At 41.4% G+C, this 23900-nt stretch carries 22 protein-coding genes; 11 read left to right on the forward strand and 11 right to left on the reverse strand.

Annotation, left to right across the window (positions count from 1 at the left end):
- Nucleotides 1-188: 188 nt before the first annotated feature.
- Complete coding sequence (locus KJS58_RS07655) at nucleotides 189-827, forward strand: hypothetical protein (protein WP_213531969.1); 639 nt, start codon at nucleotides 189-191, stop codon at nucleotides 825-827.
- Nucleotides 828-888: 61 nt separating this feature from the next.
- Here KJS58_RS07655 and KJS58_RS07660 read toward each other — a convergent pair whose 3' ends face one another.
- The 4 genes from KJS58_RS07660 to KJS58_RS07675 form a co-directional block, all read right to left on the reverse strand.
- Entirely contained in the window at nucleotides 889-2520 is a 1632-nt protein-coding gene (locus KJS58_RS07660) for a type 2 periplasmic-binding domain-containing protein (RefSeq protein WP_213531970.1), read from the reverse strand.
- Nucleotides 2521-2600: 80 nt separating this feature from the next.
- Entirely contained in the window at nucleotides 2601-3470 is an 870-nt protein-coding gene (locus KJS58_RS07665; RefSeq protein WP_213531971.1) for a carbohydrate ABC transporter permease, read from the reverse strand.
- 15 nt (nucleotides 3471-3485) lie between these two features.
- A complete protein-coding gene (locus KJS58_RS07670; protein ID WP_213532232.1) occupies nucleotides 3486-4442 on the reverse strand; it encodes an ABC transporter permease in 957 nt (318 codons plus the stop codon).
- A 394-nt stretch (nucleotides 4443-4836) separates the two neighbouring features.
- The gene (locus KJS58_RS07675) at nucleotides 4837-6033 is read right to left on the reverse strand and encodes a MalY/PatB family protein (RefSeq protein WP_249717022.1); all 1197 of its coding nucleotides are present in this window, start codon (nucleotides 6031-6033) and stop codon (nucleotides 4837-4839) included.
- A 101-nt stretch (nucleotides 6034-6134) separates the two neighbouring features.
- Here KJS58_RS07675 and KJS58_RS07680 point away from each other — a divergent pair, with 101 nt between their 5' ends.
- From KJS58_RS07680 to KJS58_RS07695, 4 genes are read left to right on the forward strand one after another with little or no spacing between them, the layout of a single operon-like run.
- Nucleotides 6135-7211: an undecaprenyldiphospho-muramoylpentapeptide beta-N-acetylglucosaminyltransferase gene (locus tag KJS58_RS07680; RefSeq protein WP_213531972.1), complete on the forward strand. Its 1077-nt coding sequence runs from the start codon at nucleotides 6135-6137 to the stop codon at nucleotides 7209-7211.
- A gap of 44 nt (nucleotides 7212-7255) precedes the next feature.
- Entirely contained in the window at nucleotides 7256-7795 is a 540-nt protein-coding gene (locus tag KJS58_RS07685) for a DinB family protein (protein WP_213531973.1), read from the forward strand.
- A 16-nt stretch (nucleotides 7796-7811) separates the two neighbouring features.
- Nucleotides 7812-8105, forward strand: coding sequence for an antibiotic biosynthesis monooxygenase family protein (locus tag KJS58_RS07690; protein WP_213531974.1), 294 nt, complete (start codon nucleotides 7812-7814; stop codon nucleotides 8103-8105).
- 54 nt (nucleotides 8106-8159) lie between these two features.
- The gene (locus KJS58_RS07695) at nucleotides 8160-8618 is read left to right on the forward strand and encodes a GNAT family N-acetyltransferase (protein ID WP_213531975.1); all 459 of its coding nucleotides are present in this window, start codon (nucleotides 8160-8162) and stop codon (nucleotides 8616-8618) included.
- A gap of 69 nt (nucleotides 8619-8687) precedes the next feature.
- Here the strand turns inward: KJS58_RS07695 and KJS58_RS07700 are convergent, their stop codons facing one another.
- Nucleotides 8688-9773, reverse strand: a complete 1086-nt coding sequence (locus KJS58_RS07700; RefSeq protein WP_213531976.1) for a Gfo/Idh/MocA family protein — start codon at nucleotides 9771-9773, stop codon at nucleotides 8688-8690.
- Between the two features lie 714 nt (nucleotides 9774-10487).
- On the opposite strand from KJS58_RS07700, the gene KJS58_RS07705 reads away from it, so the two are divergent.
- The 3 genes from KJS58_RS07705 to KJS58_RS07715 all read left to right on the forward strand — a co-directional run bounded on the left by KJS58_RS07705 (nucleotide 10488) and on the right by KJS58_RS07715 (nucleotide 15273).
- Nucleotides 10488-13379 (forward strand): 2-oxoglutarate dehydrogenase E1 component, encoded by a 2892-nt coding sequence (locus tag KJS58_RS07705; protein WP_213531977.1) that lies wholly within the window; start codon nucleotides 10488-10490, stop codon nucleotides 13377-13379.
- A 6-nt stretch (nucleotides 13380-13385) separates the two neighbouring features.
- Nucleotides 13386-14642, forward strand: coding sequence for a 2-oxoglutarate dehydrogenase complex dihydrolipoyllysine-residue succinyltransferase (gene odhB, locus KJS58_RS07710; RefSeq protein WP_213531978.1), 1257 nt, complete (start codon nucleotides 13386-13388; stop codon nucleotides 14640-14642).
- A 106-nt stretch (nucleotides 14643-14748) separates the two neighbouring features.
- Nucleotides 14749-15273: a YfiT family bacillithiol transferase gene (locus KJS58_RS07715; protein WP_213532234.1), complete on the forward strand. Its 525-nt coding sequence runs from the start codon at nucleotides 14749-14751 to the stop codon at nucleotides 15271-15273.
- A gap of 83 nt (nucleotides 15274-15356) precedes the next feature.
- Here the strand turns inward: KJS58_RS07715 and KJS58_RS07720 are convergent, their stop codons facing one another.
- Genes KJS58_RS07720 through mnmL form a run of 4 tightly spaced genes read right to left on the reverse strand, consistent with a single transcriptional unit; the run spans nucleotide 15357 to nucleotide 18911 of the window.
- Entirely contained in the window at nucleotides 15357-16292 is a 936-nt protein-coding gene (locus tag KJS58_RS07720; protein WP_213531979.1) for an alpha/beta fold hydrolase, read from the reverse strand.
- 51 nt (nucleotides 16293-16343) lie between these two features.
- Entirely contained in the window at nucleotides 16344-17315 is a 972-nt protein-coding gene (locus tag KJS58_RS07725) for a type I phosphomannose isomerase catalytic subunit (protein WP_213531980.1), read from the reverse strand.
- Nucleotides 17316-17372: 57 nt separating this feature from the next.
- Nucleotides 17373-17957 (reverse strand): tRNA 5-(aminomethyl)-2-thiouridylate-methyltransferase MnmM, encoded by a 585-nt coding sequence (gene mnmM, locus KJS58_RS07730; RefSeq protein ID WP_213531981.1) that lies wholly within the window; start codon nucleotides 17955-17957, stop codon nucleotides 17373-17375.
- A gap of 3 nt (nucleotides 17958-17960) precedes the next feature.
- Nucleotides 17961-18911, reverse strand: coding sequence for a tRNA modification radical SAM protein MnmL/YtqA (mnmL, locus tag KJS58_RS07735; RefSeq protein WP_213531982.1), 951 nt, complete (start codon nucleotides 18909-18911; stop codon nucleotides 17961-17963).
- A gap of 295 nt (nucleotides 18912-19206) precedes the next feature.
- On the opposite strand from mnmL, the gene KJS58_RS07740 reads away from it, so the two are divergent.
- Together KJS58_RS07740 and trmB are read left to right on the forward strand one after the other, a co-directional pair.
- Nucleotides 19207-19404 carry a hypothetical protein gene (locus KJS58_RS07740; RefSeq protein ID WP_160032816.1) on the forward strand — a complete coding sequence of 66 codons (198 nt, stop codon included), beginning with the start codon at nucleotides 19207-19209 and terminating at the stop codon, nucleotides 19402-19404.
- Between the two features lie 150 nt (nucleotides 19405-19554).
- Nucleotides 19555-20304, forward strand: coding sequence for a tRNA (guanosine(46)-N7)-methyltransferase TrmB (gene trmB, locus KJS58_RS07745; protein WP_213531983.1), 750 nt, complete (start codon nucleotides 19555-19557; stop codon nucleotides 20302-20304).
- A gap of 68 nt (nucleotides 20305-20372) precedes the next feature.
- On the opposite strand, the gene KJS58_RS07750 is transcribed toward trmB, so the two are convergent.
- Nucleotides 20373-21506: an MGDG synthase family glycosyltransferase gene (locus KJS58_RS07750; RefSeq protein ID WP_483874589.1), complete on the reverse strand. Its 1134-nt coding sequence runs from the start codon at nucleotides 21504-21506 to the stop codon at nucleotides 20373-20375.
- Nucleotides 21507-21561: 55 nt separating this feature from the next.
- Nucleotides 21562-22089: a phosphatase PAP2 family protein gene (locus KJS58_RS07755; protein ID WP_213531985.1), complete on the reverse strand. Its 528-nt coding sequence runs from the start codon at nucleotides 22087-22089 to the stop codon at nucleotides 21562-21564.
- Nucleotides 22090-22645: 556 nt separating this feature from the next.
- Between KJS58_RS07755 and KJS58_RS07760 the strand changes: the two genes are divergently transcribed.
- Nucleotides 22646-23884 (forward strand): glycosyltransferase family 2 protein, encoded by a 1239-nt coding sequence (locus KJS58_RS07760; protein WP_213531986.1) that lies wholly within the window; start codon nucleotides 22646-22648, stop codon nucleotides 23882-23884.
- Nucleotides 23885-23900: the final 16 nt, after the last annotated feature.

Consider the following 23900-nt stretch of genomic DNA (forward strand, 5'->3'; position numbering starts at 1 on the left):
CTTTGATTCGATGAAGCACCATCTTTAGTAATGGAAGGTTACAAGTTATTGACTTGTGGCCGGAGACTGAGATCACCCTTGCGAAGAATTGTAAAACCGGCACTTTCTTATCTATCCAATTAAATCACTATATTTTCCTGATATCATATATAATGGTATAGATTATACAAGGAGGAGAGGTGCAGTTCTTGGAACATCATTTGATCTATGAAGAATCCTTTTGGGGACATGACGTTCGATTAAGACACATTACACAAGGTTCCAATACGCTCGTGGTTTTCTTTCCCGGGCAAAATTATTCTTGTGAACTGCCTGTTCTGTACTACGCTGTTCAAAGCGCTACCTCTCAGGGCATGGATGCCCTGATCTTGGAGTACGGCTTTCAAAGTGCTCGTGTAGCACTGGAGAGAGAACAACGTTCCATCCTTGAAGAAGAAATATTACAGATGGTTAGATGCGCGAGTGAGGGGTATAAGCAGCTCATCTTTGTGAGTAAAAGTTTGGGGACCTTGCTTGCTGGGTACACGGCTAAACATCTCACAAATTACTCGATCCGCCACCTGTACCTAACACCGCTGGATAGTACACTCACGTATATGCAGCATTCGAAAGGTATGGTGATTTACGGGACTAAGGATTCTTTATTTAGTGAAGAGAGCAGAGCAAAGCTCGCTTCTTGTTCCGAACTGAAGGTCCATCAAGTGCTGGATGCAGGTCATGGGCTGGAAACATCAAATCCTAGAAAATCAGCTGAATTAACATCACAACTAGTAGAAGAATATATTCGTTTTTTTACGTCAATCGAAGAAGAAACATATTCATCATAAAATAGAAAAAGAGAGTGGGCTAAGGGGGTTACCCTTTCGCTGCACTCTCTTTTATTTGAAATTAACGTGCTTGGTAACGTGCGTAAGCATCCTGATGTATCTTAATTACTTCTTCAATACCCATTCCTTTAATGGTCTCAACAAAGGTTTCGTAACTTGTAAGAGGCTCATCACCTAGAATAAATTTCGTAACCATTTCATCAACATAGGTGTTAACCTGACCCATGATTTGGGCTTCTTTTCTTGCTTCATCTTCCGTTTTACGCAGGTTAGGAAGAGCCATTGCATAATCTGCTTGCATCCATGCATTATTTGCATCTTTTTGCTGATCAAATGTCATCAGTGCGTCAAGATAACGCGTATCTTGGTTCATTGGTCCATCCATAATAGAAAGTGCATAACTAGCAAGTGCTTGGTCATAGGTCAGTCCATCTGGGTTTTTAAGAATCGTATCTGTAAATTCGATAGCGTCGCCATTACGAGTGTAACTTTCATTCTCAATACCGAAGTTAAAGAGATCATGTCCTTCCGGACTGTAGTTATAATCCATCCACTGGACAATGGCTTTCAGTTTGTCTTTGTCCGCAGAAGTAGTGATGGCTTCACCATAACTTAATACTTTGGTATCAAAACGGAAAGTACTTCTAGATACACCATTCTGATCTTTCGCCCAAGGAGCGCCGACAAGGTTAAAGTTTGGATCTTTTTCAGCCATCATATTAAGATATTTCGCCATACCGCTAAATACACCGCCATAGTAAGAACCGGCTTGGTTATTCGTAATTTTGTAATCAAAAGCTTTTCCGTCATTAGTCATGACTTCTGGATCGATCAGACCTTCTTCATACCACTTTCTCATGGTAGTTAAGAATTCTTCGTAACCTGGTTGAATTGGACCATATTCAATCGTTTCACCATTCAACTGAAAACCTGCAAGGACGCCAAAGGCAGGTGCAAAATCATTCAATTTACTCATGTTACCTGGACCCCAGTTAGCTGTAAAAGGAAGTTCATCTTTTTTGCCGTTGCCATTAGGATCTTGTTCTCTGAATGCTTTTAGTACGGTGTACCACTCGTCAATATTTGTAGGCGCCTTCAGATTTAGCTTATCAAGCCAATCTTGACGCAGAATCATGCCTGTTGTTCCATTAAGCTTTACAGAATCTGTACGTAGATAAGGGAACATAAAGATCGTACCGTCATCGAGTGAAATTTGTTTACGAACTTCTTCATCTTCAGCAATGATTTTCTTTAGGTTTGGAGCATAAAGGTCGATATACTCATTAAGTTTTATAATTCGTCCATCCGCTAGCAGTTTCTCCGGTCCGCCTGATACATCAGCCCAGTTGTAATAAATAATGTCAGGAAGCTGGTTACCTGTGACTAAAAGATTGAATTGATCTTTTTGTTGACCGAGTGGAGGATGTGTGAAATTCACCTTAATCCCGGTGCGTTTTTCTTTTTCCTGATACGCTTTTACATCGCTGAATCCATTGCCTGAAGCAATTTTTCCATCATTCGCTCTCCAATAATTGATTGTCATTGCTTCATCTACAATGGGAAGAGAAATTTCGGTAATTGCTTGCTCACCCTCAGCTGGCTTCGGCTCCTCCGCCTCATTAGTTCCACTACATCCTGCAAGAAGCCCTGTTGTCATTACCAAACCAAGCATTATAGACATGACCCTCTTCATATAAACCCTCCTTAACAATCTATAGGATAAAGCTGTTACTTGCACCACTTCACATTCAAAGATGATGCAAGCACTTTGCTCTATTCTTTAATGGCTCCAATCAGTGCACCTTGAACAAAATAACGTTGGATAAAAGGATATATCAGCAAAATCGGGAGTGTGGAAACAATGATGGTGGCGTACTTGATGTTTTCTCCGATCGCAAATCCGGTGTCGTTAGCAGAACCCATCGCTTCGGTACTGTTACTAAGCAAAATATCTCGAAGAATGATTTGAATCGGATATAGATCCTGAGATCTCAAGTACAAGAGAGGACCCATAAAATCGTTCCAATGATCAACAGCGTAATAGAGAGTCATTACGGCGATGATCGGCTTGGATAAAGGAACAACGATCTGGAATAGAATTCGAAAGTCATGAGCCCCGTCGATTTTAGCAGACTCGATCAAGGGGAGCGGGATACTCATAAAATTCGTTCTCATGATGATAAAGTTAAAAGTACTGATGGCTGTCGGCAGAATCATAGCAAGTCTCGTATCCAGGAGACCCAAATTCTGAATGAGCAAGAAGGTAGGAATCATCCCGCCGCCAAAAAACATAGTGAAGGTAATCAATTTCATGAAGAAGCTGCGTCCGTATAAATCAGGTCTTGAAAGAGCATACGCAGCGAGTGTCGTCATCAACAGGTTAAGTGCAGTTCCGACAATAACATAAAACAAAGTGTTCATATAACCACTGTAAATCTTGGGATTCTGAAATACTTTTGTATAAGCTTCTATGGAAAATCCTTCTGGGAGCAGCATGAGCGATCGGCTTGCCAAGAGCTGCTGCGGATCAGATATAGAAGAGTTAAATATGTAGAGCATAGGATAAGCACAAAGTAACATCACGAGAAGCAGCAGAAAAATATTGATAACGTCAAATATATTTTCGCCAAAGGTTTTTTTCATGTTGGGTTCACCTCTCTACCACAGACTGGTTTCATTTGCTTTTCTGCTAATGTAATTGGCACCAAGCAGTAAGGCGAAATTAATGACGGAGTTGAACAAACCAATTGCGGTGGAATATGCCTGATCGCCAAGAAGCATCCCTTGCCTATATACAAAAGTAGAAATAACATCTGATGTCTCATACGTAGCAGCGGTTTGCATAAGTAAAATCTTCTGGAAATCTGCGTTCATAATACTGCCCATCCGCAAAATAAGCAGGATGATAACCGTTGGCATGATACCCGGCAATGTAATATGTAATAATTGATTCCATCTGCCTGCGCCGTCCATCCTTGCAGCTTCATATTGCTCTGAGTTAATGCCAGCGAGTGCTGCGAGGAATAGAATGGAGGCCCATCCTGCACCTTGCCACACATTAGAGAGAATATACATAGGACGAAACATGTCTTTATCGGTAAAAAACATCATCGCCTCAAAACCGAAGAATTCTCGGATTATATTAAATAGTCCACCATCTAACGATGAAAAAGTTTTTAGCATACCAACAACAACGACTACCGAAATAAAGTGAGGCAGGTAGCTGACTGTTTGAACGGCGCTTTTAAAATATCGGTTTCGCACTTCATTTAGCAGGAGCGCAAGAATGATTGGTGCGGGAAATCCGATAACGAGACTAAGTAAACTAAGAATTAAGGTGTTGCTCATCAGTCTCCAGAAATTATAGCTTTCGAAGAACATGGTAAAGTTCTCAAAACCAATCCAGTTTCCGCCCATAATTCCTTTAGCCGGGCTGTAACTGCTCTGGAATGATAGGAGGATCCCATACATGGGTCCATAACAAAAAATAAAGTAGTAAGCTAAAACGGGAACAAGCATTAAATAAATGTACTTATTGCGGCGCCATTCTCTCTTGAAAAAATGCATGGCTCCTTTACTTTGAACCGTCTGTTTCACAGCCAAGGGATTATTCATTCCCATGGTTCTGATTCCTCCCCCTCAGGTACATATAATGAATCGGAAATAAACACTATCAAAATATCTGTGAACATCTGTGTTGTAAACAAAATACTACCGAATAAGCGCTTTCATTGTCAATATTTATTTTTAATGTATATTATTTGATTTAGATTGCCGTTTATTTAAATTAACTTATTATTAATGTCGAATCTTTAATTAACAGTGTTTTATAGCGCTATTTCTTAACGTTTTAAGAGGGTAGTTATAGTAATGGTCGTAAAAAATGATATATTCAGCACAAAAATAAAAAGAAACAAAATGTCTGAAATAAAGAAAAACAGACAAAAAAGAGTGGGAACTCGCCGTTAAACGGATTCCCACCCTAAATTATGGAGTAAATGTTGACCTCTTATCGAGACTGTAAAGCAATCTTTAGCTTATTCATGGCTTCTTCCAGCAAGCGTCTTGAACATGCTACATTCATACGCATAAATCCTTCTCCATGTTCACCAAAGTCAGTGCCGCTGCTGAAGACGAGACCGGCTTCATGAAGCAGGAATTGATAGAGTTCTTTGTGAGGTATTTGCAGATTGCGAAAATCAATCCACAGCAAATAGGTTGAGTCAGGCAATTTCACTCTTAATTCCGGTAGATGCGTATGAATAAATTCTGTAACATATACCATATTTTCATGAATGTACTCCAGGGTCTCTGAAAGCCAAGGTTCACCTTCACGGTATGCTGCTTCCGTTGCCGCAATACCGAAGATATTCATTGAAGAGAGCGCATTTTTTTCAATGATTTTTTTAAACTTCTCGCGCAGTTCTTCATTAGCGATCACGACATTTGACGTATGTAATCCAGCGATATTGAATGTTTTGCTTGCGGCAGTACAGATGATAGAGTGCATTTTAGCTTCTTCAGATATCATCGCGTAAGGCGTATGCAGCCCTTCTTTGAATACGAGATCTGCATGAATTTCATCGGAGATGACAATTAGGTCATGCCTAGCAGCAATCTCCATTACGGATTTTAGTTCTTCTTTGGTCCATACACGTCCAATCGGATTATGAGGGCTGCATAATACGAGCATTTTAGCTTTTTCATGTTTTGCAACTTGTTCCAAATGAGCGAGATCCATTTTATAATGGAGCTCATCATGAAGGAGAGGGTTTAACACCAGTTCTCGTCCATGATTAGATGCTAACTTGTGAAAAGGTCCGTAAACAGGAGGCTGTATGATAATGTGATCTCCAGGTTCAGTAAAGGCTTCTACTGCCATATTAAGGGCGGGGACGATACCTGGTGTATAAACAAGCCACTCGGGGCTTACATTCCAGCCATGGCGTTTTTGCATCCAGTCAGCAATGGATTGCTGAAATGAAGCATTGGGTGTGGCATAGCCGAGTATTCCATGATTTGCTACGTCACGTACCGCTCGCAGGACCGGCTCCGGTGCAGTAAAGTCCATATCTGCAACCCACAGCGGAATGGCTTCTTTTACCCCAAAAAGGGATTCCATTCCATCCCATTTCACAGAACGTGTCTCTCTGCGGTTAATCATGCGATGAAGCGGATGATCATGATTAGTCGTATTTTTATCCATTATTTAGTTTCCTCCAACACAATATATAGCATAACAATCCATAATTATTATTATCTAATAAAGTAGGTATGAACGCAATGAGACAGGAGTGGAGGATATAAATGAAACAACGAACGATTGTTTTTACCGGAGGAGGATCTGCCGGACATGTAACGGTGAATTTGGCACTGATTCCTTATTTTCTGCAAAAGGGTGAAAAGGTACATTATATAGGTTCTAGAGACGGTATTGAAAAAGAACTTGTTCAGTCTCTAGAAGAGGTGAGTTATAAAGCAATAGCGACGGGGAAACTACGCCGGTACCTTAGTGTTAAGAATTTGAAAGATCCTTTTCGAGTGTTAAAAGGGGTGGGTGAAGCTTACCAGTACCTTGGGGATGTGAAACCCTCTATTGTATTTTCGAAAGGCGGATTTGTATCTGTTCCCGTTGTTATGGCGGCATGGATGCGTAAAATCCCCGTTGTTATTCATGAATCGGATCTTACCCCAGGTCTCGCTAACCGGATTGCCCTTCCTTTTGCTACCAAGGTATGCACTACCTTTGAAGAAGCGGCAAAACACCTAATAGGAAATAAGGCAATTCATGTAGGGGCTGTTGTTAGAGAAGAATTGCGGCAAGGCGACAAGGAACGGGCCAGAAGATGGCTTGGTTTTGAGCAAGAGAAGCCGGTACTGTTATTTATGGGTGGCAGCCTCGGTGCGAAGAAGATGAATGATACGTTGCGGACTGTAGCGACCAAACTTACTGGGAAATATCAGATTGTACATCTCTGCGGGAAAGGTCAAGTGGACCTAGAGATGGATTCGGTACAAGGTTACAAGGCATTTGAATATCTTCAGGATGAGCTCCCAGATGTGCTTGCGTTAGCGGATATGGTGATTTCAAGGGCAGGTTCGAATGCAATATTTGAATTCTTAACCTTACATAAACCGATGCTGCTGATCCCATTATCTGAAAAAGTAAGCCGCGGAGATCAAGTTTTGAATGCCAAAGCCTTTGAAACATCAGGATATGCTCAAATTTTATGGGAAGAACATCTTACTGAAGATACCTTGCTGGAATCCATTCGTTTGCTGGATGAGAATAAAGAAAAGATAAGAGCGAAGATGCTGGATTATAATCGACAAGATGCGATATCAGAAATCATCAAAATCATTGAAAATTCACGTTTGAAATAAGTTTTATTTTGTGGAAAAGCAGGGGATTTCTTGTATCTTGACGAATGAATTTAGAATTGATATCTATTCCAATCTATTTCTGGCGAGGGGATGAAGGCGAAGTGAATACACTGCAAAAAAATTCCTTGATTGTGTCTTTTCACGAATGGCATGACTGGTTCCGCAAGTGGAGTATAGAGAAGAATACGCTTTGGGATATCCCGGTTGCAGCTGAGAAATGGACGGTTCGTGAGCTGATTAGTCATATGATGCGCTGGGATCGTTATTTTTGGGAAGGTGCCATATCTTTGATTATTTCTGGAGAAGAGAAACAGCTGCAAATTCAGCATCTGGATTTTGATATATTTAATGAGGCGGCACGTGAACATGCACATACAATTAGTATAGAAGAGCTAGTGCAAGAAACGCTCCATTACCGGGAGCAGATTATCCGCGCGCTTCATGAACTACCTGCTGAGGATTGGACGAAAGAATATAGGGGACTTGATGGCGGACCTTTTACTGTACAAAGTTATGTTGAAGATTTTATTTGGCACGATCGCCATCATATGAAACAACTTGAAGATATGTCTAAATCTTTATAGCGAGGAACGATGTACGATGATTCTGGAAAGTGCCATGCTGTATGTAACAAAAGGGAATGAGTCTGCTTTTGAACAAGATTTTGCGAAGGCATCTACGATTATATCAAGCATGACAGGGTATATTCATCACGAATTGTATAAATGCATGGAGACAGATCATCAGTATCTGCTGTTAGTTCAATGGGAAACACTGGAGGATCACACGATTGGATTTCGAGGTTCGGAAGGTTATCAGCAGTGGAAAGAGATCCTTCATCACTACTATGATCCTTTTCCAAAGGTAGAGCATTTCGAGAAGGTCAGTCTGTAAGTATTGACCTGGAAAATACAATTTTGAATTCTGCCGCATCAAGGGGGAACACATGTGGAATACACAATCCGGTCCATTGAGAAGGAAGATCCCGTACCTTATGACCTATTACTCCTTGCTGATCCGTCTAAAGCTGTGATAGACGAATACATTCACCGCGGACAGATAAGCGTTGCCGTATCTCATGGAAAAATTATAGGAATTGTGGTGCTGCTGCATACCAGGCCGCAAACTTATGAGATTGTAAATTTGGCAGTGAAAGAGGAATATCAAGGGAAGGGCATAGGAAGAGTATTACTGCGCTATGCAATTGATCATGCAAAGGATCAGGGAGCCTCGACTATTGAGATCGGTACTGGCAATTCAAGTCTGGATCAGCTGGGATTTTATCAAAGAGAAGGGTTCCGAATCACTGGAATTGACCGTGATTTTTTTATTAAACACTATCCTGACCCTATTATAGAAAATGGTATACCTTGTGTAGATATGCTGCGTCTATCCAAGGAGGTGTAGCGGCGAGAAGAAAGCCATCGTAATCCTCCTGCAGGATAGATGGCTTTTTGTTTTTTTTTGATTGCTATGCTATAAATCAGGAATTTCAATCGTCACTTCTTTTTTTGCGGCTGAGGAACGGAGAACGCCGTCAATGATCGCCTGATTATATAAAATTTGCTCACCCGGTATGGGAGCTGGTAACCGTTTTTGAATTGCATTAGCATAGTCAAAAATCTTTGCATGAAATAAATTGATCTGATGATGTTGAATGGGAAGGGGACTTTCTGTATGATGACCAGCAATGTCGTGATACAGCGTCATACTGCCGATTCGGCCTTCCCAGCCTCCGCTCCAAGGACCGCTTCCTGAAGGAGTGACTTTTAAACCGGCATCGGTTCCAAGAAACATCGTGGGTCCGAGTGTATCCATATGCATAGCCCAGGAGATTTTGTAGCTTAACAAAATATCGCCTTCTAATCGCACCATCGCTGCACCAAAATCTTCTACGTTAAACATATTTGCTTCTGGGTGATATTTTGGATTTGTGCCAAAATAATTGGAGGTATAGGCAGATACCGTAAGCGGCTTAGGATAACCTAGCGCATGGAGAACCATATCTAGAGAATAGCAGCCAATGTCCGCCATAGCCCCAGCTCCGGCAAGATCCTTTCTGATGAATGTACCACCAGGCATACCGCGTCTTCGGCCACCGCCTGCTTCGGCAAAGTATACCTTTCCAAGCTGTCCATCTTGAATCAGGCTGCGAATGGCCTGCATATTTGGATCGTATCTGGGTTGAAATCCGACAGTAAGCATCTTTCCCGAGCGTTTAGAGGCCTCAACCATTTCAATAGCTTGATCAAGTGTTACAGACATCGGTTTCTCTACCATGACATGTTTTCCTGCATTCAGTGCATCAATGGTAATATTGTAATGGGAGAAGTTCGGTGTACAGATGCTGACACCATCTAAGTCCAGTTCCAGCAGATCAAGATGATCATCATAAGCTTTTGCCATGGGCAGATTCGTTTGTTCTATGAATAAGGATGCTTTGCCTGGAATAATATCCGCAACGGCTACAACCTCTACATAGTCAAGTTGTTTATAGGCATTTGCATGAGCTCTTGCAATACCTCCGCTTCCAATGATTCCGATTTTAATTGTACGTTCCAAGCATCATTCCTCCTTTACCAAATCCATCGATTAATGAAATTACTCTTGACTTATGGTTACCACAATGTGGCGGAATGAAACCAATGTTTTTATATATATTCTTGTTAACAAGAATATAATTCTACTCCGCAGGGGGAAGAAACTCCGAATCGTAAAAACGTTAGCTCAACTTTAACAGTTGGCTAAAAAGTATAAAATCCATTCAAATCGTGAAAAGTGGGGTACTATAGGTATAGTAACTTCCTTTTGATGAGAGAAGATTTTCATGATCTTTGTCTTCTTACTCGTTATTTGGTAGAATCAATAATTGGTGTATTGATACGTAAAAAACGATTCATCTAATTAATGCATCAATTACCTTTAAAATTGGAAATGCTCTTCGCTTCAAATGTTTATAGAATAGAATTAGGAATTACAACCATCCCTTGGGATCGGTAGAATAATTAAATGAGGTGACCGCCTTGGGCTAACATGAGCATCAGTTTACATCTACTATATGAAATAAAGAAACTCACCTTTCTAGTGTGAGTGCCCGTAATTCATGGAATATGTAGTAATGTAATGAAAGATGAGGATGACCAAAGAGCGATTCATTACTGAAGTTAATTCATATTCTCTTCATATTAACGAATTATAATATGTTTTTAATTGATTAGATTTTTATATGGTATTCCGTCCTGGAACAATCCAAAATAATTGACGGAGGGAACATTTATGGCTAACGAAGATGGCAATATGCAAAGCCCTTGGAAAGCTTATTACGGACCTAATATGGGTTATGTTCAAGAACAGTACGAAATTTATACAGTTAATCCGGATTCGGTAGATGCTGAATACCGTTTACTTTTTGAGCAATGGGGACCTCCTCCTGAAGAGGAAATAACAAGTAATAATGAGACGGGGAGTACAGTTGCTTCCGGTGTAGCTGATATCCACCTTTTAAGGAAAGCGGTTACAATAGGTGAATTAGTACAAAATATACGACGATTCGGTCATTTAAAAGCGAATATTGATCCTCTTGGAATCAGTGAAAATACAGATACAGATCTACTATCTCCTGGGCATTTCGGTCTTAGTGAGCAGGATCTAAGATCATTGCCGGCCTCTATTGTTTGGGAGAATGCAGACCAGACTACCAAAACAGCTCTAGACGCAGTTACACGTCTAAATGAATTGTATACAGGGCCGATCGCTTTTGAGTTCACGCATATTCAGGACGAAGAAGAACGAAAGTGGCTTAATGAATATATCGAGTCGGGCAAATTACAAGAGGAACTTAAGGAAGAAGAACGAAAAGCACTTTTAAAACGTTTGGTAGAAGTAGAACAGTTTGAACAATTTTTACACAAGACATTCGTCGGACAAAAATGGTTTTCTATCGAAGGCAATGACATGCTTGTCCCTATGCTTGACTCTTTTATTGATACGATGATGGATGCAGGTTCAAGTCATATCTTAATGGGGATGGCTCATAGGGGAAGACTCAATGTTCTTGCGCATGTTCTTGGAAAACCTTACGGCAAAATCTTTTCCAAGTTCCATCAAGCGATCAACAAGGATCTTGTTCCTTCGGAATCATCTTCTGGTGTGAACTTTGGATGGACGGGTGACGTAAAATATCATTTAGGTGCCACACGCACGCTTAAAAAAGCGGATAACATTCAGGCCAAAATCACTCTTGCGAATAATCCGAGTCACTTGGAGTATGTGAACCCTGTCGTTCAAGGTTTCGCTCGTGCTGCTCAAGAAGATCGCAGTGAGTCTGGTTATCCTAAGCAGGATGTGTCCAAAGCCGCAACGATTCTAATGCATGGTGACGCTGCTTTCCCTGGTGAGGGTATTGTAGCTGAAACATTGAACTTCAAAGCGCTGAAAGGCTACCAGAATGGCGGAACACTTCATGTTATCGTAAATAATCGAGTAGGTTTTACAACGAACAGCGATGACTCACGGTCTACGCTTTATTCTAGCGACTTGGCAAAAGGTTATGAAATTCCGATTGTCCACGTTAATGCGGATCATCCTGAAGCATGTGTTGCTGCGATGAGACTTGCATCGGCGTACCGTAACCGTTATAAGAAAGACTTTTTAATAGATCTGATTGGTTATCGCCGTTATGGTCATAACGAGACCGATGATCCGGAAACGACACAACCTACCGTGTATGCAAAAGTTAAAAAACATGCATTAGTAACTGAATTGTACGCTGAGTATCTTAGCCAAAAGGGAATTTCATCCGATCTTCTAGCTGAGTATCGCGCAGAAGCGCAGCGTGTCCTGAAACAGGCTTACGAGGAAGTAAAACAAGGAACGGTAAGTCATGAAGAAGTTCATGGTAAAGTGGATGCTGGCAGCAAACGTCTGGATCGACCAGAACGTATGACCAATATGCCGACGGGGGTACCGTTAGACAAACTTCGTGAGATCAATTCAGAATTACTGAAATGGCCGGAAGGATTCAAGGTGTATCCGAAGCTGCAGAGGATTCTACAGCGTCGTCAGAATGCTCTGGATGAGGGAGAAAAGGTAGACTGGAGTTTGGCTGAAACATTGGCCTTTGCTTCTATCCTTGCGGATGGCAAACCAATTCGAATGACGGGTCAAGATGCACAGCGTGCAACCTTTGCCCATCGTAACCTGGTTTTACATGATTCTGAGACAGGCAAAGAGTACAACATGCTGCATCGTCTGCCGCAAGCTAAAGCGTCGTTTGCTCTTCATAACAGTCCTTTATCAGAAGAATCTGTTCTTGGATTTGAGTATGGATATAATGTCTTCTCTCCAGAGACGCTTGTCATCTGGGAAGCACAATTCGGTGATTTTGCGAACTGTGCTCAAGTTGTCTTTGATCAGTTTATATCTTCTGGCCGTTCAAAATGGTCTCAGAATTCGAGTTTGGTTATGCTTTTACCTCACGCAAGTGAAGGACAGGGGCCTGAACATACAAGTGCAAGATTAGAGCGTTTCCTGCAGATGAGTGCGGATGATAACTGGATTGTTGCCAATCTCTCAAGCAGTGCGCAATACTTCCACTTACTTCGCCGCCAAGCTGCCTTGACGGAAACAGAAGATGCAAGGCCGCTCGTACTCATGTCACCGAAGAGCCTCATTCGTAACCCTAGAGTAGCATCGCCAGCTAAGCTGCTTAGCGAAGGCAGTTTCCAGGCAGTACTCGAACAACCTAACCTTGGTATACAGTCAGAGGGAGTTGAACGTGTATTGTTATGCAGCGGCAAAATAGCTATTGATCTAGAAGAGGCGATTGATAAGGATAAGGAAAAAGACTGGTCCTGGCTTCATATTATCCGTGTAGAACAGCTTTATCCATTCCCTGAACAGGAGATAAAACGGATACTAGCTAGATTCCGCAATTTGAAAGAACTCGTATGGACTCAGGAAGAACCTAAAAATATGGGAGCCTGGACTTATATGGAACCGAAACTTCGCGGTCTTGCACCAGAAGGTGTTAAGGTGGAGTATGCGGGACGTACCGAGCATTCAAGCCCAGCTACGGGATTCCAGCACGTTCATATCCAAGAACAACAACAAATTCTCGCTAAAGTATTGAAACAAAATTCGAAGAAAAACATACCACTGGGGAGGTAGCTTGCTGTGAGCGAAATTAAAGTACCGGCTATGGGGGAATCCATCACGGAAGGGACAATATCCAGATGGGTCGTTAAAGAAGGAGACTCTGTAAATCAAGGGGATGTACTTCTAGAAGTTGAAACGGATAAGGTAAATATCGAAATTAGTGCGGAAGAGAGCGGTGTAATCACCAGTATCTTGCATCAAGAAGGAGATACGGTGCAAATCGGGGAAGCTATTGCGTTGCTTGAAGCAGGCGCAGGCGCCAAGGAATCTGCAGCAGCTTCAGCGCCGACTCCGGAAGCTCCGGCTCCTGCAGCGTCGCCAGAACCAGCTCCTGTACAAAGTAAGCAAAAGGAGGATGCTGCTGAGAGCGAAAGCCCTAAAGCTTCTCCATCTGCACGCAAGCTTGCCCGTGAACGTGGTATTGATCTTGATCAAGTACAGAGCCGCGATCCTATTGGACGTATCTACCAAGAAGATGTGAAAACTCATGGTTCGGTGCAAGCCGCTCCTGCTGCGACACCTAATAAGCCAGCAAGTGCTCCTTCTGCTCCAAAAGAGCAAGCAAGCTTCAGCAAACCAGTAGAACGTCAGAGAATGTCTCGCCGCCGCGCGACCATTGCGAAGCGTCTTGTAGAGGCACAACAAACTGCGGCTATGCTAACTACATTTAATGAAGTTGATATGACTGCAATCTTGGACGTTCGTAAACGTCGTAAAGATAAATTCAAAGAAAAACATGATGTAGGTCTTGGCTTTATGTCATTCTTTACGAAAGCAGTTGTAGGTGCATTGAAACAATTTCCAACAGTTAACGCGGAGATTGATGGCGACGATATTATTCTTAAAAAATATTACGATATCGGTATAGCTGTATCTGCTAAAGAAGGACTTGTTGTTCCGGTTGTCCGGGATGCTGACCGTTTGAGCTTTGCTGAGATTGAGCGCAATATTGGAGAACTTGCATCTAAAGCGCGTTCGAATACATTGTCTCTAAATGAACTGCAAGGTGGAACATTTACCATCACAAATGGCGGAGTATTTGGCTCACTCTTATCTACTCCAATCCTGAATGCTCCGCAAGTGGGGATCTTGGGTATGCATAAGATTCAAGTCCGTCCAGTAGCTATTGATGATGAACGTATGGAGAATCGCCCAATGATGTACATTGCTCTATCCTATGATCACCGTATTATTGACGGCAGCGAAGCAGTTCGCTTCCTAGTAACGGTGAAGGAATTGTTAGAGGACCCAGAATCACTGCTGCTTGAAGGATAAGAAGGCGGAATATTGAATAATAAGAAGAACAGGTGCGCGCATCTTATGTGGCGGCTTGTTCTTCTTTTTATATCACTTTTAGTAGGAGGAAACGGAAATGCTGAATATTGTAGAGTTACAATATCCGATTGGGCAAGAGGAAGATAAGCCCATAACGGAGGAGAACATCAAAGAATGGATTGAAAATCTGGAAGAGTTACCTCAGAAGCTGAAAGAGGCGGTAGCGGATTTGTCCGATGAACAGTTAGATACTCCTTATCGCCCGGATGGATGGTCTGTTAGGCAGGTTGTTCATCATGTGGCAGACAGCCATATGAATAGTTTTATTAGATGTAAACTCGCTTTGACAGAGAATAATCCCACGATTACACCATACGAAGAAACATTATGGGCTGAACTGCCTGACGCAAGCTTAATGCCGGTAACACCTTCCTTACATATCATAGAAGGGCTTCATGCACGCTGGACTGCACTGCTTCATTCGCTGTCTCTTGAAGATTATCAGCGTACATTTTATCACCCTGGTTCCCAGAAGACCTTAACGCTTGGAGAGTGTGCACGTCATTATTCGTGGCATAGTCTTCACCATACTGCCCATATTACTTCACTTCGCGGGCGTATGAATTGGTAAAAAAAAGATAACGACAAAAAACCTCTCTTGTCATTGAATGATAAGTTCAATTTCAAGAAAGGTTTTTTGGTGTGATTTATAGATCATACGGAAGGAGATACATGACGAAGGAGCCAATCGGCAACATGTTCTTCTACTTCTCTGCGGTTAATTTCATGCAGCATTTCATGCCTGCCTTCTGGGTAAATCCGATATTCCAAATCTCTTATCCCCAGTTCATTATACATTTCTACTAGATTCAGTACTCCTTTGCCATGCATACCCACAGGATCATTTCCTCCTGAGAAGATGTAGACGGGCTTATCTTTAGGTATATCAGCCAGATGATGAGGAAGGTGGATCTCCATAAGAAGTTCGAAAAAACCTTGGTAAAAGCGAGCTGTGCATAGCGAGCCGCATAAAGGATCATCTATAAACTTCCTTACTTCTTGTTCATCCCTTGATAACCAGTCAAAAGGAGTAGCAGCAGGGCGGAATGAGCGGTTAAACCCACCGAATACGACTGCATTGAGAAAAAAACTTCGACGTTGTTGTCCCTGAATAAGACTTTGCAGTTGAGCGAGAATCTGTCCTAACTTCAGCAAATTTCTTTTCCCATTCGAACCAGATAAAATATAGCCTTCGTATAAATGTGGACCGGCATACATTACTTTTTGGGTAAGGAAGGAGCCCATACTGTGTCCAAGTAAAAAAAGAGGTAACTGAGGATGCTCTTGGCGTATGAACTTTCCTAGTTCGCCGATATCTTTCGCCATCCACTTAAAGGCATTGGGTCCGCCATCTCCTAACATTCCTTGATCAACAGCAGTCTTACCATGACCACGATGATCATTGGCATAGATGATGAACCCGTGTTTAGTCAAGCATTCAGCCAGTTCTTTATAGCGCTTCGCTGTTTCGGACATCCCGTGTGCAATCTGAACAATCCCTTTAATAGGTATTTCATCTTCCGGAGCCCACCGATACACAAAGACATTGACCTCATCGCTATCCAGCATTTGAAACGTATATTCCTGCATGGTGAGTCCTCCTTCCAAAGTGAATGGCGCTAAAATAATGAAAAAAATAAATTAGGGGAGATAAGAGCGTAAAACGGTTGTATTTCCTTCAAGTTTGTAACTTCCAAGGCTAGAAGGAAGTAAATAACATTGTCCCGCTTTTAGATCAAGTTCTTCCGTATCATTCCAGATTAATTGGCCGCTGCCTTCACAGACAACGAGAATGGTAAAACTATCTTCATTGGTTGACAGGTTCCAAGAACTCGTTACAATTCCCTTTTCGACGACAAAATATGGGCAAGAAGCAAGTGTAAGCCATTCACCAGGAACAGCCTGATTTGTTTTCATCGAAGTAGCTCCTGTATTTTTGAATACGGTTACGTTTAAAGAATCTTCGATATGAAGTTCACGAGGTTTACCGTCAAGACCAGGGCGATTGTAGTCAAAAATCCGGTAGGTCGTATCTGAGTTTTGCTGAATTTCGGCAACTAACACACCAGCACATAAGGCATGAACTGTACCTGCTGGGATAAAGAAGGAGTCTCCTGCTTCTACGGGTACTTCCTGCAGGGTATCCATTACCGTACCGTTTTCGAGTGCGTCACGAAGCTGATCGTGAGTAACATTTTCTTTTAATCCATATATAATCTTAGCATCCGGTTTTGCATCAAGCACATACCACATTTCTGTTTTGCCGAGTTCTCCTTTTGGAAGTCCAGCATAATCATCGGTAGGATGAACCTGAATGGATAGATCATCATTACAATCAAGCAACTTAATGAGTAGAGGGAATCGGCCCCCTTGTTCGGAAACCCCTTTGTTGCCAAGCCAATCTCGTCCGTATGTTTCTCTTATTTCGTCAAGACCAAGACCAGCTAATTCACCGTTAAGCACTTTTGTTGTTCCATTTGGATGATCTGCAATCATCCAACCTTCCCCAATATGTCCATCAGGTATCGTAAGACCAAATTGTTCTAAAGCGCGACCGCCCCATACTCTTTCTTTAAACTCGGGCTGAAATTGCAACGGGTAAGGCTTATGCATGATTATTCTCTCCTTATGATATGAATTTAGTCTTTCTTCTACCCATATTAGATTCTGTTACTTTTTCTCAATAGCGATGAGATAGGGGGAAGTGGCTCTCTGCAACTGTCTGTATGTAACTGCTTGACCAATAGCTATAGGAAGTTCCGCAGCCCACTCACTAACTGCATGTGCTTCTTCATCGCCACCTTTGTGTCCAGGATATAATACGACAGTGAGGATTCCTTTGGGTCGAAGTAAATCAAGGGATACTTCCAAAGCAGAGATCGTAGTTGCAGTAAGCGTGATTACAGAAGGATCAGCTTGATCAGCCGGCAGATATCCAAGATTGAACATGACGGCTCCGATATGACCATGGAAATGGGAAGGGATATAATTTCTCATATCCCCATGACTTTGTCTAAAAAAGGTGACGGGTGCAAGTTTATCTTGATCAGCGGCACCCGCAAATCTATTTTTTGCAAGGTCAATTGCTTGTTCTTGGATATCAAAGCCAAAGACATGCCCCTTTGGTCCAACGGTCCGTGCCAAAAATAAAGTGTCTGCTCCTGTCCCTACCGTAGCATCAATGGCTGTGTCTCCAGGATGCAGCCTGTCCGCTGTCCAAAGGTGGGCACAGCTAAGAATGGATCGAAAACCCATAAATTAATATCCCCTCCAGTATTTCCCTTGCCAAGTATTACGAGCTTTTAGCTCGGCGTCAATACCATTTAATACTTCCCACTTTTTAAGGGACCACATTGGACCAATCAAAAGATCTCTTGGAGCATCTCCGGTTAAGCGGTGAACAATCATGTCAGGCGGCAAAATTTCCAGGGAATCTACAATAAGTTTTATATATTCGTCTTGCTCCAAAAAACGCAGAAGACCTGCTTCATATTGTTTTACCATAGGTGTCTTGCGCATAAGATGAAGCAGATGAATTTTGATTCCTTGTACACCCATGTTTGCTACTGCCCTTGTTGTCTGAAGCATCATTTCATGAGTTTCTTGAGGAAGTCCGTGAATAATGTGTGTACATACACGGATATTGTGTTTTCTTAGCTTTTCAACAGCTTCTACATAGCATTTTGTATCATGTGCCCGATTAATTAACTGTGAAGTTGAATCATGAATCGTTTGCAGACCCATTTCGATCCATAGATAGGTCCGTTCATTGAGTTCAGCAAGATATTCAACCACGTCATCTGGTAAACAGTCCGGACGTGTTGCGATCGATAATCCAACTACTCCAGGCTGTTTTAAAATCACTTCAAAATATTCTCGCAGTTCTTCAACAGGAGCATAAGTGTTTGTGTATGCCTGAAAATATCCAATGTATTTTGCATTCGGCCACTTTTGATGCTGGCGATCACGGATGGTATTAAACTGCGTTACCAAATCGTTTCTTCTTGATCCTGCAAAATCGCCAGAGCCTCTCGAGCTGCAGAACGTGCAGCCGCCTTTTGCGATCGAGCCGTCTCGGTTGGGACAAGTAAAACCGGCATCGAGCATGACTTTAAATACCTTATTGTCAAACTGCTCCCGCATTTCATAGTTCCATGTGTGGAATCGTTTGTCTCCCCAGAGTGGAGGGGAGGAAGTTGGTAAATTCATTGTAGTGTTGCTCCTTTTGACTAAGTTCTTTCTGTATATTAAAAAGTAAGGTTGATTTGAGTTAACGATAACCTTTACCATTGTATCAAAAAGCTTTGCAAAAAGGGAATTCTTCTCCCATAGATTACAGAAAAAGATCACAGACAAAATTAAAAAAATAAGCGCTTTCCTATTGTAAACCTTACACAGTAATGTTATATTATAACTAGGTCAGACCTTAACATTATTGCTTACAAATTTCGCTAGAATTCATACATTTTGCTCGTCTCGGCCATACTAATAATGAGGTGATAACATGAATTCGATAATAAAAGCAGGACAGCACAAAGTAACGGTTGAGCTTACAGCGGATGAAGCACTAGCACTTACGGGAGTAAGATTCAATAACAACCCACAAGTAGAAACAATTGCCAAGAAGAAAATACGTAGAGCCTTCGAAAAGACATTTGATTTTTCTACCCAAGATAAGGTAGACTATGAACTGTTAAAGTAGTTGGACCCCAATTCCAAATAAATGAAAAAGGAATTATATGCCGTGCCTATTGGGTACAGTGTGTGATTCCTTTTTCTTTTATCTTTACTTTTCACTGATATTTAGGCACAATTAATGCCGATGAATTTTTTTATATAACGGAGGAGAATTATGCGTTTAAGGGGCAGAAAAGGGATTCGTGAAAATTTAGAAGAGCAAAAAGACCTTGTTATTCTGAATCCTGCTGATTATAAAGGGAAATGGTCAGAATTGTTTGGAAACGATAGACCAATTCACGTGGAATTCGGTATGGGTAAAGGACAGTTTATCAGTCAGATGAGTTATCGCAACAAGGAAGTTAACTATATCGGAATTGATATGTATGATGAGCTTGTTCGCCGTGCAAGTGATAAGGCTAGATCAGCTTGGGAGCCAGAAGGTGTCGAAACTCCGCCAAACCTTAAATTGGCACTCGCAAACATTGAAGATATTCTCGATGTTTTTGAAAAAGGTGAAGTGGAACGAATTTACTTGAACTTCAGTGATCCGTGGCCTAAATCAAAACATGCAAGAAGAAGACTGACTCATCCGCGTTTTCTTGATAAGTATAAAGAGGTGCTGAACAGTTTGGGGCAGATTCACTTCAAGACTGACTCAGAGACTCTATTTGAGTTCTCACTTAACTCATTTGCTGATTATGGTCTTCAAATGACTAATATTTCTCTTAACTTACACCGTGATGGAATCAATGAAGAGCATGTAATGACAGAATACGAACAGAAATTTATGGGCAAAGGAATGAACATTCATCGTGTAGAGGTTATTATCGGTGAACAAGCCCTTGCTGAATATAATGCAACGCGTTTGAAGAAGTATCGTTTAACAGAAAGTACAGGCAAACAAGAACAAGAACAAAATTAAAAAAATGGGAATGTTTACTTGCTTGTCCTCATAACATTTGAATAGTGGAAAATAAGAAAGGTGCCTTTTTAGAAAGGCACCTTTCTTGTTTCTACCATTTCAATAATACTTTTGGCACTTTGCATCGGGTGAAATTTTTCAATCTCTTTTAAGTGACGCTCTCTTGTTTCGACAATCGTCTCATATTCACTAAGGAGACGGTTCATCCATTTCTCGACAACTTCTAAAGAAGTGATGGGTTCACCAAGTCCTTGTTCTGTGAAATACAGACAATTTTCTTCTTCCTGACCAGGTAAGGGGTTATGAAACAGCATAGGAATCCCTTTAGCGAGTCCTTCTGAACAAGTCATTCCGCCAGGTTTCGTCACCAGAACATCGGCTACTTCCATGAGCTTGTCGATTTCTCTAGTGAATCCCATGATATGAATATTGGGTTTTTGATAAAGCGGATTCTGCTCCATATGGGCCCTGGCTTTGTCATTATTCCCCAACACATAGATCAATTGTACCTTTTGTTGCCACTGAGCAAGGTATTCATTGACAATTTCATCAGTCATAAGTCCCCAGCCGCCGTCCATGACTAGAACCGTAGGCATGTCTTTCAGCTCAAATTTGAGGCGGATCTCTTCACGACTTGGATGTTCCCAAAAATTAGGATGGACCGGAATACCGGTTACCTGAATTTTATTTTTTGTAACACCGCGGTTAATAAGCTTGAGCTGGACTTCCGTGGTTGAAACGAGATAACGATCGACTTCTGGGCTGATCCATGTTCCATGAACGTCGTAGTCCGTTATAACCGTGCATAATGGAACATCAACTCCAAGACGCTTAAGACGAGCGATGACAGCACTTGGTATTGGATGAGTGCAGACAATAATATCAGGTTTAAGCTGTCTTACAATGCTCCTTGTATGGGTATAAAACAGCCTGTGTAATGCGAGCGTTGCGAAACGATTAATTGGTTTTTTATACTGTTTTCGATACATAAGTGCAACAAGCTTGGGTTGTTTTGTAATCGTTCTTTTGTAAGCATTTATAATGAGGGGAGCAACATGCGGGTTGAGAAAACTCCCTAATTCAAGCACTTTCGTCTGCACATCAGATGAGAGTCTCCTTAAACTGCTCGAGAGTGCGTATGCTGCTTGAGTATGTCCGGCTCCGAAACCTTCAGATAATAACAACACTCTTTTTTTGGTCACTCTCAGCTCACCTGTTCCTTGCTCTTTGTTTTCTGTCATTCAAAGATACTAAACATTATGGCCAAAATGCAACCGTTCCGAGTGCAACTGAAGTCCCAATTACTGCTCCAGCGAGTACGTCAGAAGGATAATGTAATCCAAGATAGATTCTTGAGAAACCAACAATGCTTGCTAAAGGCAGTAGGACGGATGTTACACTGGGTACGATCATCATAAAAGGAACCGTGACAGAAAAAATCGCGGTAGTATGACCAGACGGGAAAGAATGATCAGATAAGGGATTACGAAAAGTATTTGTACCAGGCAGCGCTAGATAAGGTCTGATCCTAGGATACAGCTTCTTTGCTGCTGCAACAGGGATATGACTAATCGCTAAGGAGGCACAAGCCATATAACCAGCTTGTCTCCATGGATCGGGTGCGAGTGTAGCTATGAGAAGAGAAGCTGCAATCGTAAATGTTGCCCCACCCAAATGAGTTAAGTAGTAAAGCCAAAAATTCAGGAAACGGTTATGAAGACGTCCGTTAATCCACATAAAAATTTTTTGTTCAAATGCCTGTAGTCTTACGAAAAAACGGCTCATATAACATCCCCCTGCATCAATTGCGTCCACAATGAGTATTAACCCTAGTTTATCACATTTTTAAATGATATCCCTTTCAATAATAACCCATTTACACCCTGTAAAAAAACAGTGCTTTTGACTTTACTCAAGAAAAAAATATAAAATGATTCAAGCCACCAATTCTGGTTTAAAAAGTTTAGAGGTTTATTTAAACCTTTTTCCTGCTTTTTGCGTTTAATATTTAGATCTTATTCCTGCATTTAGAAATAAATAAAAATGGAGGAGGGAAAGATCAAATAAAAAACGCGTAAACGGATGAAAATAAGACTTAACTGCTATGAATGAAGGCTTGAAGTAGTTCTTATAGCGAAATCAGCCCAAAAGAACGCTTTATTGCCGAGATGCTGTCATTTGAGGATTTTGACAAAACTTCAGAAAGCATACAAAATCGAGTAGGCAGTTAAGAATAGTGGTGAAGATATAGAAAAGAAACAAAGAACGGGTCATGTACTACAAAAAAAGATGTGCGTAAAAAAAGAGAAGCTCATATTAAAGAGGGGGTAGCAGAGAACAAATGTTTAATGCGATATTTGTGACGTTCCAAGTGATCTTGGCGTTTCTTGCTGTGTATCAGTTTAGTTTTTCTCTGTTCGGTCTGATTAAAAAGAAAAAGAAACAACAGTTTCCGCCGAACAAGTCATTTGCTGTATTGGTTGCTGCTCACAATGAGGCAGAAGTTATTGGAGCTTTGCTTGAGAATATGAAAAAGTTGGATTATCCAAAAGAGTTGTATGATGTGTTTGTAATCTGTGACAACTGTACAGATAATACAGCTGAAATTGTTAGGGCACACGGAATGAATGCTTGTGTCAGAGTGAATCCAGAACAACGCGGTAAAGGATATGCGATTGAATGGATGCTCAAAGAACTTTGGAGCATGCCAAAACAATACGATGCAATCGTTATGTTTGACGCAGATAATTTGGCAGCTACGAATTTCCTTCAAGAAATGAATAATGATTTAAATCGCGGAGCTCGCGTTATTCAAGGATATATCGATACTAAGAATCCGGAAGACTCCTGGATTACAGCTGCTTACGGTATTTCATACTGGTATATTAACCGTTTGTGGCAGTTGTCCCGTCATAACCTGAATATGGCTAACTTTTTAGGCGGTACGGGAATGTGTTTTGAAAGTAAACTCCTTAAAGATATGGGCTGGGGAGCTACATCCCTGGTAGAAGATCTTGAGTTTACGATGCGTGCTGTTGAACGTGATGTGTATCCTGTGTTCAACTATGACGCTAAGGTATTTGACGAGAAGCCACTTACGTTTAAAGCTTCTGCAAGACAGCGTCTACGCTGGATGCAGGGTCACTTCACCGTAGCGAGAAGATATTTCTTCCCGCTGATATGGAAGAGTATCAAGCAGGGCAGTTTGGTTAAATTTGACCTTGCTGTCTACAGTGCGAACGTGTATGTAGTATTACTGACGTTTCTGATGACGGCGGTCAGCTTGATCGATATTACGTTGTTTAAAGGTCCAAATATCACAAATATTTATGGATACTTGCCAATATGGGTAGGGTTTACTGCTATTTTGGCAAACGTCGTGACGTTCCTAGCGTCTCTTGCACTGGAGAAGGTTAAAATCAAGAAAGTGTATACATCACTTATCTTGTTCCCGATCTACCTGTTATCCTGGTATCCAATTACGCTGTACGCGTTCTTTACACAGAATAACAAACAATGGAGCCACACGAAGCATACTCGTGTTGTTCGCTTGGAAGAAGTACAAAGCAAACAAGGATAAAAAAATATATATTTAA

It is taken from the genome of Paenibacillus sp. J45TS6, assembly GCF_018403285.1.
Classification (GTDB): Bacteria; Bacillota; Bacilli; order Paenibacillales; family Paenibacillaceae; genus Paenibacillus.

Coding starts and splice junctions, on each gene's coding strand:
- KJS58_RS07740 (WP_160032816.1), top strand. CDS start 19,207: ATGAATTCGATAATAAAAGCAGGACAGCACAAAGTAACGGTTGAGCTT.
- KJS58_RS07690 (WP_213531974.1), top strand. CDS start 7,812: ATGATTCTGGAAAGTGCCATGCTGTATGTAACAAAAGGGAATGAGTCT.
- mnmL (WP_213531982.1), bottom strand. CDS start 18,911: ATGAATTTACCAACTTCCTCCCCTCCACTCTGGGGAGACAAACGATTC.
- KJS58_RS07680 (WP_213531972.1), top strand. CDS start 6,135: ATGAAACAACGAACGATTGTTTTTACCGGAGGAGGATCTGCCGGACAT.
- KJS58_RS07705 (WP_213531977.1), top strand. CDS start 10,488: ATGGCTAACGAAGATGGCAATATGCAAAGCCCTTGGAAAGCTTATTAC.
- KJS58_RS07660 (WP_213531970.1), bottom strand. CDS start 2,520: ATGAAGAGGGTCATGTCTATAATGCTTGGTTTGGTAATGACAACAGGG.
- KJS58_RS07675 (WP_249717022.1), bottom strand. CDS start 6,033: ATGGATAAAAATACGACTAATCATGATCATCCGCTTCATCGCATGATT.
- KJS58_RS07725 (WP_213531980.1), bottom strand. CDS start 17,315: ATGCATAAGCCTTACCCGTTGCAATTTCAGCCCGAGTTTAAAGAAAGA.
- KJS58_RS07720 (WP_213531979.1), bottom strand. CDS start 16,292: ATGCAGGAATATACGTTTCAAATGCTGGATAGCGATGAGGTCAATGTC.
- KJS58_RS07755 (WP_213531985.1), bottom strand. CDS start 22,089: ATGAGCCGTTTTTTCGTAAGACTACAGGCATTTGAACAAAAAATTTTT.
- KJS58_RS07670 (WP_213532232.1), bottom strand. CDS start 4,442: ATGAATAATCCCTTGGCTGTGAAACAGACGGTTCAAAGTAAAGGAGCC.
- trmB (WP_213531983.1), top strand. CDS start 19,555: ATGCGTTTAAGGGGCAGAAAAGGGATTCGTGAAAATTTAGAAGAGCAA.
- KJS58_RS07685 (WP_213531973.1), top strand. CDS start 7,256: ATGAATTTAGAATTGATATCTATTCCAATCTATTTCTGGCGAGGGGAT.
- mnmM (WP_213531981.1), bottom strand. CDS start 17,957: ATGGGTTTTCGATCCATTCTTAGCTGTGCCCACCTTTGGACAGCGGAC.
- KJS58_RS07760 (WP_213531986.1), top strand. CDS start 22,646: ATGTTTAATGCGATATTTGTGACGTTCCAAGTGATCTTGGCGTTTCTT.
- KJS58_RS07665 (WP_213531971.1), bottom strand. CDS start 3,470: ATGAAAAAAACCTTTGGCGAAAATATATTTGACGTTATCAATATTTTT.